A 16,806-nucleotide genomic window follows, 5' to 3' on the forward strand; every position below is an offset into this window, starting at 1 on the left:
CGCTAAGAACGCCGCGCGCCATGCGTCCAACGAAAGTTCGGAACATCTGGTATGCGTAATCGTCATGGACTTCGAGGACGTCTCCCTCACCGCGCTGCGCGTCTTCCGCGCCGTCGCCGAGCACGGGACCTTCACCGCGGCCGCCGCCGCACTGGGCTACACCCAGTCCGCCGTGTCCCGCCAGATGGCAACGATCGAGCGGGCCGCGGGCACGCAACTGCTGCAGCGGCGGCGCGAAGGAGTACGGCTGACCACGGCCGGCCGCACCGTCCTGCGCCACGCGACGGTCGTCCTCGACGAGATCGAGGCGACCGCCAGGGAACTGTCGGGCCTGCCCGCAGCGGCCGGTACCGTCCGCCTCGGATGGATCCCCAGCGCGGGAGCCGTCCTCCTCCCCCGGGCCCTCACCGAGCTCGGCCGCACCGACCCCGGCCTGAACGTCGTCAGCCGCGAGGGCACCACGCCCGTCCTCGTACGGGCCCTGCGCGCCGGCAGCCTGGACCTCGTTCTGCTCGGCTCCGCGCCGCCGTTCCGGCCGCCGGACACCGAGACGCCTCCGCTCGTGGTCGAGACACTCGCCGAACGCGCCCTGCGGCTGGCGGTGCCGGCCACCCATCCGCTCGCCCGCGCCGACTTCGTCGACGTGGCCGACCTGCGCGGACAACGCTGGATCGCCGGCCCCTCCTACGGCGAGGACCGCCTGATGGGCGTCTGGCCGGGCCTGGACGAACGGCCCGAGATCGCCCATACCGCACGCGACTGGTTCGCCAAACTCCACCTCGTCGCCGCCGGATTGGGACTGACCACCGTGCCCGCCGCCCTCGCCCCGGCCGCACCCGAGGGCGTCCGCGTCCTCCCCGTGCGCGGCGGCCCTCAGGAACAACGGCGACTGCTCCTGGCCCACCTCGGCCGGCCCACGCAACCCGTCACCCGGGTGGCGGCTGCCCTGCGTGCAGCCGCCCTCGATGCCACCTGACAGCGACTACCGGCCATGGCCAGTGCCAGTGCCAGTTGTGCAGTGCCAGTTGTGCAGTGTCCCGAGGGGGCGAAGGGCTAGCAGTGCACGTACGGCGCCCGCCGCAGCCCCGGTCGGGCGATACGGCGGGCGCCTGTCATCTGTGGCTACTCGACGATCTTGAGCAGCTTGTTCGCGGTGCCCTGGGAGGGGTTGGAGATCTTGTCGGGAGTGGCGCCGTCGGTGAGGGCCTTGGCCACCTGGTCGGGCGTGGCGTCCTTGTGGCCCGCCAGATAGACGGCCGCGGCGCCCACGACGTGCGGGGTGGCCATGGACGTGCCCGAGATGGTCTTGGTGCCGTCGTCACTGTCGTTCCAGGCGGAGGTGACGTCCGAGCCGGGGGCGTAGATGTCCACGACGGAACCGAAGTTGGAGAAGTCGGACTGCTGGTCGTCCTTGGTCGAGGAGGCGACGGTGATGGCCTCGGCGACCCGGGCCGGGGAGCCCTGCCCGGCGTCCGCGGAGTCGTTGCCGGCGGCGACACCGAAGGTGACCCCGGCCGCGATGGCCTTCTTGACGGCTTCGTCGATGGCCGGGTCGGCGCCACCGCCCAGGCTCATGTTCGCGACGGACGGGCCCTGGTGGTTCTTGGCGACCCAGTCGATGCCGGCGATGACCTGCTCGGTGGTTCCGGAACCGTTGTCGTCGAGCACCCGGACAGCGACGATCTTCGCCTTCTTGGCGACGCCGTGAGCCGTGCCGGCGATCGTGCCGGCGACGTGGGTGCCGTGACCGTTGCCGTCACTCGCGTCGTTGTCGTTGTCCACGGCGTCGAAGCCCGAACTGGCCCGTCCCGCGAAGTCCTTGTGCGTGATCCGCACACCGGTGTCGATGACGTACGCGGTCACGCCCTCGCCCGCGCCGTCGGGGTAGGTGTACTTGCTGTCGCCGGCCGTGTCCGCCTGGTCCAGTCGGTCCAGGCCCCAGGAGGGCGGGTTGTCCTGGGTCGCGTCGATGCTGAACTTCTTGACCTGTACGACCTTGGCGACCGCCGAGTCCGCGGCGAGACGCTTGGCCTCGGCCGACGACAGGCCGCTGGCGGAGAAGCCGTTGAGGGCGGACGAGTACGTGCGCTGGAGTTCGCCGCCGTACTCCTTGGCGAGCGCGGACTTGTTCGCCTTTTCGTCCAGCGTGACGATGAAGCTGCCGGGTACGGCGCCCTTCGTGCCGAGTCCGTACACAGTGCCCTCAGCCGGGGTCGGTTCGGGTGCCGTGTGCGCGTGGGCCGTACCGATGGCCGTCAGGGTCGCGACGACCGTGGTGGCGGTGAGGAGCTGCATTCTGCGTGTGAATGCGCGAGATGCCATATGAGGGTTCTCCTCGTCAGGTGGTGTGGGGGGTGTGGAGTGCGGACCGAACCTGCGTCGGTGCCGCCTCGAACCTGACTCATTGATGTGCGCAGATCAAGGACTTCAAGCGGATCGCTGCCGTAACGGCAGGTCGGAGGCGCCCGAACCAGCCACCACCTCCGCACACTTGCTCATCACAGGGCCGACGCTCATGCGGGCATCGTGTCGAGAATCTGTGCCCATGCGGGCGAGACCGACGTGGCCGCTGGAATTCCGGGTAGACGCCGCCGGTTTCACAGCAAGCGATTGTGGAACCGGCGGCCTGACCGAGCCTGGATTTGGTGCAGACCGCGCGACGGCCGGGAAAGCAGGCCGATTTGAAACCCCTGATGGAAATGGGGCAGCGATGAATCGGGATTCATCTGTTGTGCCCGCAACAATTGAAAGGGGATACGCGAAAAGCGGGCAAGGTGTCATACACCACCCTGCCCGCTTTCCATGTCCGACTGGGCGTCAGAATGCCTTGCGCAGCCTGTGCTTCCAGCTCGGCGGAGGAGGGCCCTCGCTCTCCTCCTGCTTGTGCATCAGCCGGGCGACGCTCACTCGGACGTGGGCTTCCCGGCCGCGCTGCCTGACGGACACCACCCATGCGCCGTCGGCAGTGAGGTAGGCCTCTCTGGCAGGCTGATCGCCAGGTCTGGCGTGCCGGGCGATCACGGCCGGCACATGCTGCAGAGCGAGCCGCTCCGCTTCCGCGGCCGCCTCCTGCGCGGCCGCCTCCTCTGCGGCCGCCTCCTCCACGGTCGCCTCCTCCACAGTCGGGCTGATGCCCCGGGTGGCCACCAACTTCCAGCGGTGGAGCCGCAGTTCCGTTCCCTCGGCGTACTTGGTCTCCCGTGTGTCCTCTTCCACGAGGACGTACCAAGTGGTCATGGCAGGAGCTTAGGACCCTTGGCCGCTACAGGCCCACGTCCCGGCTGCGGACATCCTCCAGCGACTCCCGGCGGACCAGGAGACGGGCCAGACCGTCGCGTACGGCGACGACCGGCGGACGGCCGACCAGGTTGTAGCCGGAGGCCATCGACAGGTGGTAGGCGCCCGCCACCGGGACGGCGAGCAGGTCACCGGGGCGCACGTCACCGGGGAGTTCCGCGCCGGTGGCCAGGATGTCGCCAGCCTCGCAGTGACGGCCGACCACGGTCATCCTGACCGGGCCCGCTGTGCTGCGGCGGCCGATGAGACGCGGTGCGTAGCGGACGCCGTACAGGGCCGGGCGCGGGTTGTCGCTCATACCGCCGTCCACGGCCACGAACACGTCGCGGCCCGTGTGTTTGACGGACAGGACACGGTAGAGAGCGACGCCGGCCGGTCCGACGATCGCCCGCCCGGGCTCGATGAGGAGACGGGGCACTGGCAGGCCGGCCCTGCCGCACGCCTCGGCCAGCTCGGTGCGGACCCCGCGTGCCAGGACCGTCAGGTCGAGGACCTGGTCACCGGGGCAGTAGGCGATGCCGTGTCCGCCGCCGAGGTCGATTTCGGGCAGGACCAGGCCGTGCTGTTCGTGGAGGCGGCTCATGAGGCCGACCATGCGGCGGACCGCGACGAGATAGGGCCTGACGCTCGTGATCTGGGATCCCACATGGCAGTGCAAACCGGTGAGCTGGAGTTGCGGTTGGCCGAGGATGCGCGCGATGGCGTGCGCCGCGTAGCCGTCGGCGATGGGCAGGCCGAACTTCTGGTCGTCGGTGCCGGTGCGTATCTTCTCGTGACCGCCCGCGCTGACCCCGGGCACGACGCGGACCATCACCTTCTGGTGTCCGTCCGGGCCGACGGCGGCGGCGAGCCGGGCGATCTCGCCGGGGCTGTCAATGACGATCCGTCCCACGCCCAGGCGCAGTGCGGTGTCCAGATCGCGCGGGGACTTGGCGTTGCCGTGCAGCACGATCCGCTCCGGCGGGAATCCGGTGGTGACGGCCAGTTCCAGTTCGCCGGCGGAGCAGACGTCGAGGCCGAGGCCCTCCTCGGCCGTCCAGTGGGCCATGGCCCGGCACAGGAAGGCCTTGGCCGCGTAGAGGACCTCGGCGTCGGGGAAGGTCTCGCGGTAGGTGCGGCAGCGGGCGCGGACCTCGGCTTCGTCCAGGACGTAGACCGGTGTGCCGAAGCGGTCGGCGATCTCGGCGAGCGGAACGCCGCCCACTGCGAGCTCACCGCGCGCGGGCTCGGTGCTGGACGCGGGCCACACCGACCCTCCGGCGGGCTTGGGCTTGGGTGTGGGTGTGGGTGGGGTGGCGGGTTCGTGGACTGTGGTCATGGTCTCGGCCCCTCTCAGGTGGTCAGCAGCGCGACGGTGGATGCCGATGCCGGGGTGGTGACCGGCGCGGGAGCCGGGGCGGGCGTCGGGGCGGGAGCCGGGACGGGAGCCGGGACGGGAGCCAGGGCGGGAGGCGGGGCGGCGAAGAGAGGGTCGACCGTGACGGTGGTGATGCCGAGCGGGGCGGTCATGGCCCGCAGGGCCGGTTCCGCGAGCCGGATCCACCGCTGGCCGGGGCCGAGCGTGGCGGTCAGCCTGCGTTCGCAGGTGAAGCCGACGGTGGTGCGGACGCCGAGGGGTGAGCGGAACAACCGCACCATGTACCCGTACCCGTTTGGTCCCGGCCGGACCGGCACATACAGCGGTCCGGCCGGGAACCGATCCGGAGGTTCGGACTCGTCACCGTCGAGCAGTACTGCCATGGGGGCCTCCAGCCGTCGGAAGGTGTGCTGTCGAAGGCCCCGGACGCGGGGAGGCGGACCGGGGCTCACCAGCGACGCTAGGCCCGCTGCCCGCCCCCGGGGGACGCCCCTGACGGAACACTGACGGCACTCCGGGCGACCTTGACGGCATGCTGACGCGCCGGCTGGGGGGGGGCGGCGTCCGGGGGGGGCGCCCTGCTCGATCGCCACGGCCATGTCTATCCAGGGGGTGACCAGACCCTCTCCGTGGGGAGCGGTGACGCCGAATGCGCCATACGTCGCGAGCGCATCCATTCGGCCGGGTATGACGGAAGGGATTCGAGGGCGCCGTCGGCGGGACGGCGTGGTGACGGGAGCGAGGGACGTATGAGGGAGATGCCCGGGTCGGGACGGCCCCGAGAGGCGGCCGGATCGCCGCTGGCGGGGCGGGTCGCGGTCGTGACGGGTGCCGCCCGCGGTGTGGGGGCGGCTCTCGCGCGGCGCCTGTCGGACGCGGGGATGCTGGTCGCGCTGATCGGGCGGGAGGAGGCCACCCTCTGTCAGGCGGCGGAGTCCCTGCCGGGCCGGAGTCTGTGCGTCGAGACCGACGTCACGGACCGGGACGCGCTCGATCGTGCCGCCCGCGAGATCAGTGAGGCGCTGGGACAGGCGAGCGTGGTCGTGGCCAATGCGGGGATCGCCACCGGCGGGCCTTTCGTGCACACGCCGGCCGACCTGTGGCAGCGGGTCATCGACGTCAATCTCACCGGCTCCGCCAACACAGCCCGCGCCTTCCTGCCTCACCTCATGGACACCCGGGGCTACTTCCTCCAGATCGCGTCCACCGCCGCCTTCGGCTCGTCCCCGATGATGAGCGCCTACTGCGCCTCCAAGGCGGGAGCGGAGTCGTTCGCGCTGGCCCTGCGCGGCGAGGTGGAACCGGACGGGGTCGACGTCGGTATCGCCTACCTGCACTGGACCGGAACCGACATGATCACCGGCATCGACGACCATCCCGTCCTCAAGGCCCTGCGCCGCAATCAGCCCCGCTTCGCCCGGAAGGTCCACGGCACCGAAGAGGTCTCCGCATGGCTGACCTCGGGCATCACGCGCCGCGCCCGGCACATCTACGCGCCGCCTTGGCTGCGCTGGTGCCAGCCTTTGCGGCCCGCCTTCCCTGCCCTCGTCTCCCGCCTCGCCCGCCAGGAGCTACGCCGACAGCCACCGAGCCGGCTCGCCGCGGACACCGGGGTCCTGGGCGCGGGCGGCAGGGCCGACTTCGCCGCCTACCAGGCAGCCACACGCCCCATGCCACCCGAACAGCGACCCTGACCAACCGGTCGGCCGACGTCCGCGAGGCAGTCCTCCAAGTGCCCGGTGCCTCCTCACCCGCCGACAACTCGGGACGTGCGGCGGCCGCCGTACTCAGAATGTCTCGACGACGATCTGATACGTCATGAGGCCCAGAGCGACCGACGCAGCGCCCCACGAGAGGATCTCCCGTCCCCTGAGCCCGCCCGGCAGAAGGGAGGGCAGGGCGATGGTGCCGAGTGCCGCTGGGTCATGGACGACCTCCGTGCGGTCACCTTCCTGCACGCCGTGCGGCGCGTGGGACATGCTTTCGCCCTCCGCCTCGATCTTCACGCCGTCCGGCAGCGTGAAGGCCACCACCGGGCGGTACAGCAGGTCGCCGTCCTCCGCCACCGCAGTCCGGAATCCGACCAGCTCACCCGTCGTGCGCACACCCCGCAGCCTCAGGCGGCAGCGGCTCAGAGCCACGAACGCGAACCCGATGGCCAGCACTCCCGTGACTGCGGCGGCGAAGCCACCCCCCACGTGCTCGATGGTCATGCCCAGACCGTAGCGGAGGACTGGCGGCCGCATGCTGCTGCCGGCCTGGTCTGGTGCCGCCCTGTTGCTGTCTCCCTCTCAACCAGGCAGCCGCGCCCACGGGCTTAGAGCCGTGTAGCCGTGCGGATCAGGGCTGCGAGGGGGAGGGAGCGGCTGTGTGCGGGCCAGGCTATGTGGGTGACTACGGGAGGCGCGTCGGTCAGTGGGACGGCGGTGTGCTCGGCCCAGAGCCAGGCTCGGGCCGAGTCGGGGAAGATCGCCACGGTCCGTCCCAGGGCGATGAGTTGGGCCAGTTGCGTCTGGTCGTGGATCTCGGGGCCCGGGCCGGGGAGGAAGGTGCCGTCGCGGGACCAGCGGGCCAGCGGAAGATCCGGGATGTCGGTGACGTCGGCCAGGGTCAGCGTCCTGCGCGCGGCGAGGGGATGTCTGGCGGGCAGGATGGCGATCTGCCCTTCGGTCAGGAGCTCTTCGCTGTCGAACCCGGCGAGGGAGTTGAACGGTGCGTGCATGAGCGCCACGTCGGCGCGGCCGTCGCGCAGCATGTCGCCCTGCTCGCAGGTCCCGCTGGGCAGCACCTCGACCTCGACCGCGTCCGGCTCGGCCGCGTACGCGTCGAGGAGTTTGTGCAGCAGCTCGTGGGAGGCCGCTGCCTTCACCGCCAGCACCAGCCGGTTACGGCGACCGGCGGGATCGTCGGCGCCGGCGGAACGGCGGGTGCGGCGTGCGGCGGCGGTGACCGCGTCCAGGGCTGCGCGCCCCTCGTGGAGCAGCACCTCCCCCGCGTCGGTGAGGGCGACGCCGCGGCGGTCGCGTTCCAGCAGGCGGACGCCGAGCCGCCGCTCCAGTTGCTGGATGGCCCGGGACAGCGGTGGCTGGGCCATACCGAGGCGCTCGGCGGCGCGGCCGAAGTGCAGTTCCTCAGCGACCGCCAGGAAGTACCTCAGCTCGCGGGTCTCCAGGGTTTCCTGGGTTCCTCCCTCGGCTCCCAAGGACTGCAGGGGCTCCATCCTCTTCATCGGTTCAGCGTACGCCGTGATACCTGCGGGGTATCACAGAGCACCGTATCGGTATTGGTCGCACCTCTTCCGGCCGGGCGAACATCAACGCAACGGGAGCGGCGAACCCCGGGCCGGTGACCGGTACGGGGATCCGATGCCGCGCAAGCGGTGGGCCACGCGACACGCAGCCCTCCTGAGACGTCCGGCCAAGCCAGGAAGAGACAGCCATGTACACATCTACGACCTCACTGCCCGGCGGCATGTGGCCTCTGGGCGACCTGACCGTCACCCGCTTCGGCTACGGCGCCATGCAGCTCGCTGGTCCCGGGGTCATGGGCCCACCCGCAGACCAGGACGGGGCGCTGGAAGTACTGCGGGAGGCCGTGGAGCTCGGCATCACCCACATCGACACCGCCGGCGCCTACGGGCCTCGCGTCACCAACCGGCTGATCCGTGAAGCGCTGCACCCCTACCCGGCGTCGCTGCACATCGTGACGAAGGTGGGTGCGGTCCGCGACGCGCAGGGCGGTTGGCCGCCTGCCCGGGAGCCCGAGGAGCTGCGCCGTGCCGTCCACGAGAATCTGGAGGACCTGGGCCTGGACGCACTCGACGTGGTCAATCTCCGGCTCGGTGACGCCCAGGGGCCCCGGCCCGAATCCCTCGCCCAGCCCTTCGAGACGCTGGCCGAACTCCAGCAGCAGGGACTGATCCGACACCTGGGAGTGAGCAACGCGACCGCGGAACAGGTCGCCGAGGCGCAGGAAATCGCACCGATCGTGTGTGTGCAGAACCTGTACAACCTCGCCCACCGCCACGACGACGCACTGATCGACGACCTCGCCGCCAAGAACATCGCGTACGTGCCGTTCTTCCCGCTCGGCGGCTTCACCCCGCTGCAGTCCGCGGCACTGTCCGCCGTCGCCACCCGGCTCCGGGCGACACCCATGTCGGTCGCCCTGGCCTGGCTGCTGCAGCGGTCGCCGAACATCCTGCTCATCCCCGGCACCTCGTCGGTGACGCACCTGCGGGAGAACGTCGTCGGCGCGGGACTCTCCCTCTCGGACGAGGACCTTGCCGAGTTGAACGCGATCGGCGGCTAGCAGGGGGCAGGGCCTTAACCGGGGTCGGAGATCGAGCAGCGGAGCGTTCGGCCGGGTGCGGCACGGGTTCCGGGAGTCATTCACCCGCGTCAAGCAGAACTTCCGTCCGCGTCAAGCAGGGCTTCCGTCCGCGTCACCCGACGTGAATCCACTGCTCCGTTCCACTTTCGCCACGTGCAGCGTGTAGCTCCGGTACCACTCGGCTCGCCCTCGTTCCTGCGCCGCACGGTGCTCGGCGTCGTTCCGCCACTGCGTCAGGGCGTCGGCGTCACGGAAGTAGCCGACGGTGATGCCCAGGCCGCCAGGGGTCTGCGCGTGGTCCATGCCCAGGTATCCGGGGATGTCCTTGACCAGCTCTTCCAGGCGGGCGTTGGTCTTGCCGTAGTCGGTCTGGTTCCGGGTGCGCAGCGTGGTGAAGACAGCGACGTAGTAGGGGGGTTCGAATGCCTCGACGGGCCTGACCGGATCTGTGGAGTCGTGGCGCGTGGCGCTTTCGGTGTGCGGCGGGACGCGGCGCCGCGCGTCCACCTCCATCTCGATCTTCATCCGCGGGTCGGCGAGACCGCACACGAGCATCGTGGCGGCCGGCCGGACCTCGCCGAAGCAGCGGCGCAGGACCGGCCAGCAGGGCTCGAAGTCCTCGCGGTCGGGCAGGAGGTAGCGCACGCGCACCACGTCGGCGAGTGTGCAGTCCGCTTCGGCCAGGGCGGTCTGCACGTTGTGCAGACACTGCTCGGCCTGCTCCACCACGTCGTCGGAGATCGTCATGGTGGCGTAGTCGAATCCGGTCGTCCCGGACACATGGACCCGGTCGCCGTCGACCACGGCGCGGGCATAACCGATCCGCTCCTCGAAGGTCGAGCCGCTGAGGATCGCGCGTCGCTCTGTCATGCGCCGCACGCTAAGGGTCCGGCACCGATACGTCCAATACGGGCATGTGCATCGTCTGATATCCCTGGGCGTATGGATCGCCCCGAAATTCCGCTGCCGCAGCTGCACGCCTTCGTCGTGCTCGCGGAGAAACTGCACTTCGGCCACGCGGCGGCCCGCCTGGGCATCGCCCAGCCGCCGCTGAGCCAGCAGATCCGCCGCCTTGAGGACCGGGTCGGTCACGCGCTGTTCACCCGCGCCCCGGGGCGCGTCGCCCTGACACCGGCGGGCAACGAGCTGCTGCCGGCGGCCCGGCGGGCTCTCACCGACCTCGCGGACGGCCTGGCCGCGGCCCGGGCCGTCGGCAGTGGCAGGGCCGGCAGCCTGCGGATCGGCTTCGCCGCCTCCCTCGCCCTGACGGTTCTGCCCGGTCTGCTGCGCACGTTCCGTGACCGGTCGCCGGACGCGCACCTGGACATCCGTGAGATGACCACCGCTCCGCAGATCGCCGCCCTGCACGACAAGACCATCGACATCGGCCTCCTGCGCGAACCTCCCAGCGACGAAACAGGGCTCTACTTCAGGACGGTGCTCAGCGAGCCCTTCGTGGCCGTGCTGCCGTCCACTCATCCCCTGGCCGGGAAACGCACGGTACAGCTGGCCCAGTTGGCCGAGTCACCCTTCGTCCTGCTGCCCCGCGCGGTCGGTCCGACGCTGTACGACCAGATCGTCGGCCTGTGTACGACAGCCGGGTTCACACCGCGGATCGTCCAGCACGCGGTGGAGTGGCAGACCGTGTGCGCCCTCGTGGAAACCGGCCTGGGCGTCTCCCTGGCCCCGGCCGGCATCCGGCGGATCCGCCTCAGAGGGGTCGCCTTCCGCCGGATCGAGCCCGGCACGGCCCGTACGCGAGTGGCCGTCGCCTGGCGCGAGGACGACCACAATCCCCTGGTCACCCGCCTGTTGGCGACCATCGGTCAGGATCACCCTCCGGACGAGTCCCGGTGAGCGCACCGGGACGGCTTGCGGGCTCGCGTCACCCATGCGTCGACGGGCCGGTCCTCGGTTACGATCGCGTCGGCCGTCGTCGAAGCGGCCGGGGAGGAAGCCCATGTGGCGCAGACTGGTCGGCGCGGTGGCTGGTCTGGTGGTGCTGTTCGTCGGCAGTCTCGCCTTCAACGCCGCCTCGGAGCAGAGCCGGTGGCCGGGGCCGCTGGACTTCGTGCGCCTCCATCCGTGGGTGGTGCTGCTGCTCCTGGTGCCACTCGCCTGGGTGGGGCTGCGATCCGAGTCGCGCAGTGACCGTTCGGATCACCGTCCCGCCGCTCCGATGACATACCGTCTGCCGCCGCGCAACACCCACTTCACCGGTCGCGAGACCGCGTTGCGCGAGCTGCGACGGCAGCTCGGCTCGGCGGGTGAGGTCTCGACGGTGGCCGTGCACGGGCTGGGTGGCGTCGGCAAGACGCAGCTCGCGGTGGAGTACGCGTACCGCCACCTGTCGAAGTACCGGTTCGTCGCGTTCGTCGACGCGGAGGACCCCGACCTGATGGCCGCACAGTTCACGTCGCTGGCACGTCAGTTGGGCCTGACCGACTCGGGTTCGGGGCAGGTCGTCCCGGGCGTGTACGCCACCTTGCAGGACCGCAGGCCCTGGTTGATCATCTTCGACAATGCCGAGAAGCCGGGGCCGCTGCTGCACGCCCTGCCGTCGGGCGACCTGGCGAGGAACGGCCACGTCCTCGTCACGACGAGGGTGAGCGCGTGGTCGGGCACGGCCGATGTCATGGATCTGCACGAGTTCTCGCGGCAGGAGTCCGTCGACCTGCTCATGCACCGCGTGCCGGGCACGAGTGCCGCGACGGCGGGCCGGATCGCGGAGCAACTGGGAGACCTGCCCCTGGCGTTGGAGCAGGCCGCGGGCTACATGAACTTCCACCACACGCCTGCGGACGAGTACGCGGCGCTGCTGTCCACGCGCCTGGAAGACATGATCGCGCGAGGGGAACTGGCCGACCGGCCGGCGGTGGTCGCCTCCACCCTGTGGCAGCTGAGTGTGCGCACGTTGCGAGAACAACACCCGCAGGCTGTCGAGCTGTTGCAGCTGTGTTCCCTGCTGGCTCCCGAGCCCATCCCCCTGGCTCTCTTCAGCGGCGGCCCGGATCCGTTGATCGCGGCGGCCGGGGATCCCCTGGCGTGGGACGCGACGGTCGGCTCGCTGGCCGGCCTGGGCCTGGCGCGGCGCGAGGACTCCGCCCTGGTGCTGCACAGGCTGGTGCAGGCGGCCGTCCGGGCCTCGATGACCGCGGAGGCGCTCACGACATCCCGGTCCCGGCTGTGCCGGGCCCTGCTGGAGGCCGTGCCGCACGACATCCACGGCGACCCGGGCGCCCAGCCGCGCTGGCACACCCTGCTCCCCCACGTGCTGGCCGTCACCAAGGACGACCCGCCGGTGCCGTACGCGGCCGAGACGGCACAGTTGCTGCGCCTGGCCTCCGAGTTCCTCCTCGCGATCGGGGACCGCGCCCTGGCGCTGCCCCTGTGCGAGCGCGCCCTCGCGCTCGACGAAACCCTCGACGGCCGGGACGCGGAGGTCGGCTTCGACCTGATCACCCTGGCGCAGATCCACCGGGACCTCGGTGCACCGGAGACGGCACGCCCTCTGGCGGAACGAGCGCTGCGCCTGCACGAGTCCTGTCTGCCCGCCGACAGCCCCGTCATCGCGACGGACCTGGCCACCCTCGCCCGGACGCTGTGCCTGCTCGACGAGCACCGGGCCGCACTGCCCTTGGCCGAGCGGGCGCTGCGGATCGACGAAGCCGCGCACGGGCCGGACGACCCCTACGTGAGCTTCGACCTGGTCGCCCTGGCGACGGTCCACTTCGACCTCGGCGATGCGGCGGCAGCCCTGCCGTACATCGAACGGGCCCTGAGGATCCGCGAGGCGCACTACCCGCCGGACCATCTGTACATCGGCTACGCCCTGCTGTTCCGGGCCAAGGCCCTGGATGCGCTGAACGACCCGTCCGCCGCGGAACCCGCGCGTCGGGGCGCGGAGATCTTGCGCAGCCGGCTCGGCAGCGCTCACCCGAAGACGGAGGACGCCCTCAGGCTGGCGGACAGTCTGCGGCGGTGAGGCGGATCGGGAGGGCGGCTTCAACGCACTCTTCGCGCTCCGTGTTCCGAGGGGTGAGATCTGCCGGATGTTCTGGTGCGGCGCGGCTCGTATGTGGTTACCTGGCTCCATGACCGTGCTCGTGACCCGCCGCCACGTCGATTACGTGCGTGTCACCACCACGGGTTGTCACGCCGCGAGCTGACGCCTCGCTCCGGCTTCCGAGCAGTCTCTTCCCCGTTTTCCCGCCGTATCCGCGCTGATCGTCGCCCTGTTCAGGGGCGCCCCCGCGGCTGCGCGGTTCCTTCGCGCCTGCGCGCCTTCCCCTCCGCACAAGGGAGCACCACCATGAGCCAGCCCCTCGACTCCGTCACCGCCGGCCACACCCCCGACGACGAGCCGTCCGGGCCCGACACCTCGGCCTGGTCCTTCGAGACGAAGCAGATCCACGCCGGTGCCGCGCCCGATCCCACGACCGGAGCGCGGGCGACGCCGATCTACCAGACGACGTCGTTCGTGTTCCGCGACACCCAGCACGCCGCCGACCTGTTCGCGCTCGCCGAGCCCGGCAACATCTACACCCGCATCCACAACCCCACCCAGGACGTCTTCGAGCAGCGGATCGCCGCGCTGGAGGGCGGGGTCGCGGCCGTGGCGCTGTCCTCCGGGCAGGCCGCGGAGACCCTGGCGATCCTCACCCTGGCGAGCGCGGGCGACCACCTCGTCTCCAGCACCTCGCTGTACGGCGGCACGTACAACCTGTTCCGGCACACGCTGCCGAAGCTGGGCATCGAGGTGTCCTTCGTGGAGGACCCGGACGACGCCGAGGCCTGGCGGGCGGCGATCCGGCCGAACACCAAGGCGCTGTTCGCGGAGGCCCTCGGCAATCCGCGCGGCGACGTCCTGGACGTGCGCGCGATCGCGGACGTCGCCCACGAGGCGGGCGTGCCGCTGATCGTGGACAACACCGTCCCGACCCCCTATCTGCTGCGGCCGCTGGAACACGGCGCGGACATCGTGGTGCATTCGGCCACCAAGTTCCTGGGCGGACACGGCACGGCCATCGCGGGCGTCGTGGTCGACGGCGGCACGTTCGACTTCGGGGCGCACGCCGAGCGGTTCCCCGACTTCACCGAGCCCGACCCCAGCTACCACGGCCTGCGGTACTGGCCCGCCGTCGGCCCCGGCGCCTTCGCCGTCAAGCTGCGGGTGCAACTGCTGCGCGACCTCGGTCCCGCGCTCGCCCCGCACTCCGCCTTCCTGCTCCTGCAAGGTGTCGAGACGCTCAGCCTGCGCATCGAGCGGCACTCCGCGAACGCGCTGGCGCTCGCCGAGTGGCTGGAGCAGCGCGACGAGGTCGCCGCCGTGCACTACCCGGGGCTTCCGTCCAGCCGGTGGTACGAGGCCGGGCGGAAGTACCTGCCGCGAGGCGCGGGAGCGATCGTCTCCTTCGAGCTGCGGGACGGCGCGGAGGCGGGGAAGCGCTTCGTGGACGCCGTGGAGCTGTTCAGTCATCTCGCCAACATCGGTGACGTGCGCAGCCTCATCATCCACCCTGCCTCCACCACGCACAGTCAGCTCGACGCGGAGCAGCTGGCCGCCACCGGGGCCTCGCCCGGTCTGGTGCGCCTCTCGGTCGGCATCGAGAACCTGGCCGACCTCAAGGCCGACCTGGAGGCCGGGTTCCGCGCGGCGAAGGGCGCGTCCTGAACACCGTGCTGACGCCTTCTCAGGTCCCCCTCCCGCCGGCCTCCGGGGCCTGGCGGGAGGGGGACCCGCCCGGGCGTCGCCAGTGGTACCGGCGGGAGAGGCCGCTCGCTCTGGAGGCGGGTGGCGAACTGCCGGGTGTGCGGCTCGCGTTCGAGACCTGGGGGCGGCTGGCGCCGGACCGGTCCAACGCGGTGCTGGTTCTGCACGCCCTCACCGGTGACAGCCATGTGGCGGGCCCAGCCGAACCCGGCCATCCCACGCCGGGCTGGTGGGACGGGCTGGTCGGGCCGGGCAGGGCGCTCGACACGGACCGCTGGTTCATCGTGGCGCCGAACGTGCTGGGCGGCTGCCAGGGCAGCACCGGTCCCTCCTCGCCCGACCCCTCCGGCCGGCGGTGGGGCGGTGGTTTCCCGTTCCTGACGCAACGGGATCAGGTGGCGGCCGAGGCCGGTCTGGCCGATGCGCTGGGCATCGACCGGTGGGCGCTGGTGGCCGGCGGTTCGATGGGCGGGATGCGGGCGCTGGAGTGGGCGGTGTCCCATCCCGAACGGACCGGCGCGCTGCTGGTGCTGGCCACGGCGGCGGCGGCCGGTGCCGAACAGATCGCCTGGGCGAACGTCCAGGCGCACGCGATCCGTTCGGATCCGGACTGGCGCGGCGGCCACTACCACGACAGCGGGCGGGGCCCGCACGAGGGGCTCGGCCTGGCGCGGCGCATCGCCCACGTCACGTACCGCAGCGAGCCCGAACTGCAGCTTCGCTTCGGCCGTTCGCCCCAGGGCACGGAGGACCCGTGGAGCGGCGGCCGGTACCAGATCGAGTCCTACCTCGACCATCACGCGGCCAAGCTGGTACACCGCTTCGACGCGGCCAGCTATGTCGTGCTGTCCGAGGCCATGAACAGCCATGACGTCGGGCGGGGGCGCGGTGGTGTGCGGGCCGCTCTGAGCCGGGTCACGGCCCGGACCCTCGTGGCCGGGGTCGACTCGGACCGTCTCTACCCGGCATCCCAGCAGGCCGAGTTGGCCGCGGGCATCAGCACGGCCGATCGGCTCCGGCTGATCGAGTCCCCGCACGGCCACGACGGCTTCCTCATCGAGGTGGCACAGGTCGCCGCGCTCGTACGCGAACTCCTGCCCTGACACGGGCAGTTCCCCCCGACTCCAGTACTTCAGCACCCCGACTCCGCAGGAGCGAACATGACCGTCCAGGGCTCCCCCGCCGATGTCGACGCCTTCGCCGCCGGCTGGGAGGCGTGGCACCGGCGGAAGGACGCCGCGCTCGCCCATGAGCACGGGTTCCTCGCCGTCACCGGCCAGTACTGGCCGGAGGCCACCCCCGAGCGCTTCCCCGGTGCGCCCGGCGCCTGGTCGACAGGCGACGGGCGCGTCACCGTCGAGCTGGACGACGACGAGGAGCTCGTCGTCGACGGGACCGCGGTACGCGGGCGGCACACGTTCGGAGTCATCCCCGAGCGCGGCGGCGTCGACGCGGTCTGGGGAGACGCGGTGATCGAGGTGGCCAAGCGGGGCGGGCGGCACCTCGTCCGCCCACGGCACCCTGGGCACCCGCTGCGCACCGCGTTCACCGGGACCCCCGCGTACGCGCCGGACCGGCGCTGGGTGGTCAGCGGCACGTACACGCCGTTCGCCGAACCGCGGCCGACCACCGTGGGCGCCGCCGTGGAGGGACTGCAGCACGTCTACGACGCGCCCGGCCGGATCCGCTTCGCCCTCGACAGTCAGGAGCTGGATCTGACCGCCTTCCCGGGAGGCACCCCGGGCAGCCTGCTGGTGCTGTTCACCGACGCGACGTCCGGTGTGACGACGTACCCCGCCAGCCGTGCCCTGCACCTCGACGCCCCGGGGCCCGACGGCGCCGTGGTGCTGGACTTCAACCGCGCCACCAACCTGCCGTGCGCCTATACCGACTTCGCCACCTGCCCGCTGCCGCCGGCCGAGAACCGGCTCCCGGTCGCGATCGAGGCCGGAGAGAAGATCCCCTACGAGCGTCAGCCGGTCACCGGGTGAGCACCTGGCTGTAGCGCGGCCGGTGGGCGTCGCCCGTGCCGGGGGCGGGCGACGCCCACCGGCCGCGCGCTCTATTGACGCTTCTCCGCGGGGCGGAGACCATCTGAGAGCGCTCT

The 16,806-nt window shown here is 71.4% G+C and carries 15 protein-coding genes and 1 pseudogene; 8 read left to right on the plus strand and 8 right to left on the minus strand.

Annotated features, from left to right (window positions below; all coding sequences use genetic code 11):
• Positions 1 to 64 precede the first annotated feature (64 nt).
• A complete protein-coding gene (locus CHR28_RS09400) occupies positions 65 to 976 on the plus strand; it encodes a LysR family transcriptional regulator (protein ID WP_094053055.1) in 912 nt (303 codons plus the stop codon).
• A 146-nt stretch (positions 977 to 1,122) separates the two neighbouring features.
• Here the strand turns inward: CHR28_RS09400 and CHR28_RS09405 are convergent, their stop codons facing one another.
• The 4 genes from CHR28_RS09405 to CHR28_RS09420 form a co-directional block, all read right to left on the minus strand.
• A complete protein-coding gene (locus CHR28_RS09405; protein WP_094053056.1) occupies positions 1,123 to 2,322 on the minus strand; it encodes a S8 family peptidase in 1,200 nt (399 codons plus the stop codon).
• A 495-nt stretch (positions 2,323 to 2,817) separates the two neighbouring features.
• Entirely contained in the window at positions 2,818 to 3,237 is a 420-nt protein-coding gene (locus CHR28_RS09410) for a hypothetical protein (RefSeq protein WP_094053057.1), read from the minus strand.
• Positions 3,238 to 3,262: 25 nt separating this feature from the next.
• A complete protein-coding gene (gene lysA / locus CHR28_RS09415; protein WP_094053058.1) occupies positions 3,263 to 4,615 on the minus strand; it encodes a diaminopimelate decarboxylase in 1,353 nt (450 codons plus the stop codon).
• A gap of 14 nt (positions 4,616 to 4,629) precedes the next feature.
• A complete protein-coding gene (locus CHR28_RS09420) occupies positions 4,630 to 5,037 on the minus strand; it encodes an SAV_915 family protein (protein ID WP_256984182.1) in 408 nt (135 codons plus the stop codon).
• A gap of 366 nt (positions 5,038 to 5,403) precedes the next feature.
• Here CHR28_RS09420 and CHR28_RS09425 point away from each other — a divergent pair, with 366 nt between their 5' ends.
• A complete protein-coding gene (locus tag CHR28_RS09425; RefSeq protein WP_094053059.1) occupies positions 5,404 to 6,348 on the plus strand; it encodes an SDR family oxidoreductase in 945 nt (314 codons plus the stop codon).
• Between the two features lie 93 nt (positions 6,349 to 6,441).
• Here the strand turns inward: CHR28_RS09425 and CHR28_RS09430 are convergent, their stop codons facing one another.
• Both CHR28_RS09430 and CHR28_RS09435 read right to left on the minus strand, forming a co-directional pair.
• Entirely contained in the window at positions 6,442 to 6,867 is a 426-nt protein-coding gene (locus CHR28_RS09430) for a DUF3592 domain-containing protein (protein WP_094053060.1), read from the minus strand.
• Positions 6,868 to 6,971: 104 nt separating this feature from the next.
• On the minus strand, positions 6,972 to 7,883 hold the full coding sequence (locus CHR28_RS09435) for a LysR family transcriptional regulator (protein ID WP_256984183.1): 912 nt from the start codon (positions 7,881 to 7,883) through the stop codon (positions 6,972 to 6,974).
• A gap of 209 nt (positions 7,884 to 8,092) precedes the next feature.
• On the opposite strand from CHR28_RS09435, the gene CHR28_RS09440 reads away from it, so the two are divergent.
• The gene (locus CHR28_RS09440; protein ID WP_094053062.1) at positions 8,093 to 8,965 is read left to right on the plus strand and encodes an aldo/keto reductase family oxidoreductase; all 873 of its coding nucleotides are present in this window, start codon (positions 8,093 to 8,095) and stop codon (positions 8,963 to 8,965) included.
• 111 nt (positions 8,966 to 9,076) lie between these two features.
• Here the strand turns inward: CHR28_RS09440 and CHR28_RS38245 are convergent, their stop codons facing one another.
• Both CHR28_RS38245 and CHR28_RS38250 read right to left on the minus strand, forming a co-directional pair.
• Positions 9,077 to 9,499 (minus strand): antibiotic biosynthesis monooxygenase family protein, encoded by a 423-nt coding sequence (locus CHR28_RS38245; RefSeq protein ID WP_256984198.1) that lies wholly within the window; start codon positions 9,497 to 9,499, stop codon positions 9,077 to 9,079.
• Positions 9,479 to 9,856 (minus strand): annotated as a pseudogene (locus tag CHR28_RS38250) (RidA family protein); the annotation flags it as partial. The gene CHR28_RS38245 and the pseudogene CHR28_RS38250, both read right to left, overlap by 21 nt.
• Positions 9,857 to 9,928: 72 nt before the next feature.
• On the opposite strand from CHR28_RS38250, the gene CHR28_RS09450 reads away from it, so the two are divergent.
• The 5 genes from CHR28_RS09450 to CHR28_RS09470 all read left to right on the plus strand — a co-directional run bounded on the left by CHR28_RS09450 (position 9,929) and on the right by CHR28_RS09470 (position 16,690).
• The gene (locus CHR28_RS09450) at positions 9,929 to 10,843 is read left to right on the plus strand and encodes a LysR family transcriptional regulator (protein ID WP_094053064.1); all 915 of its coding nucleotides are present in this window, start codon (positions 9,929 to 9,931) and stop codon (positions 10,841 to 10,843) included.
• 103 nt (positions 10,844 to 10,946) lie between these two features.
• Positions 10,947 to 12,971, plus strand: a complete 2,025-nt coding sequence (fxsT, locus tag CHR28_RS09455; protein ID WP_256984184.1) for an FxSxx-COOH system tetratricopeptide repeat protein — start codon at positions 10,947 to 10,949, stop codon at positions 12,969 to 12,971.
• Positions 12,972 to 13,298: 327 nt separating this feature from the next.
• Positions 13,299 to 14,660, plus strand: a complete 1,362-nt coding sequence (locus CHR28_RS09460) for a bifunctional o-acetylhomoserine/o-acetylserine sulfhydrylase (protein ID WP_094053066.1) — start codon at positions 13,299 to 13,301, stop codon at positions 14,658 to 14,660.
• 5 nt (positions 14,661 to 14,665) lie between these two features.
• A complete protein-coding gene (gene metX, locus CHR28_RS09465; RefSeq protein ID WP_179272364.1) occupies positions 14,666 to 15,802 on the plus strand; it encodes a homoserine O-acetyltransferase MetX in 1,137 nt (378 codons plus the stop codon).
• A 57-nt stretch (positions 15,803 to 15,859) separates the two neighbouring features.
• The gene (locus CHR28_RS09470) at positions 15,860 to 16,690 is read left to right on the plus strand and encodes a DUF1684 domain-containing protein (protein WP_094053067.1); all 831 of its coding nucleotides are present in this window, start codon (positions 15,860 to 15,862) and stop codon (positions 16,688 to 16,690) included.
• Positions 16,691 to 16,806: the final 116 nt, after the last annotated feature.

It is taken from the genome of Streptomyces sp. XY006 (assembly GCF_002237655.1).
GTDB lineage: Bacteria > Actinomycetota > Actinomycetes > Streptomycetales > Streptomycetaceae > Streptomyces > Streptomyces levis.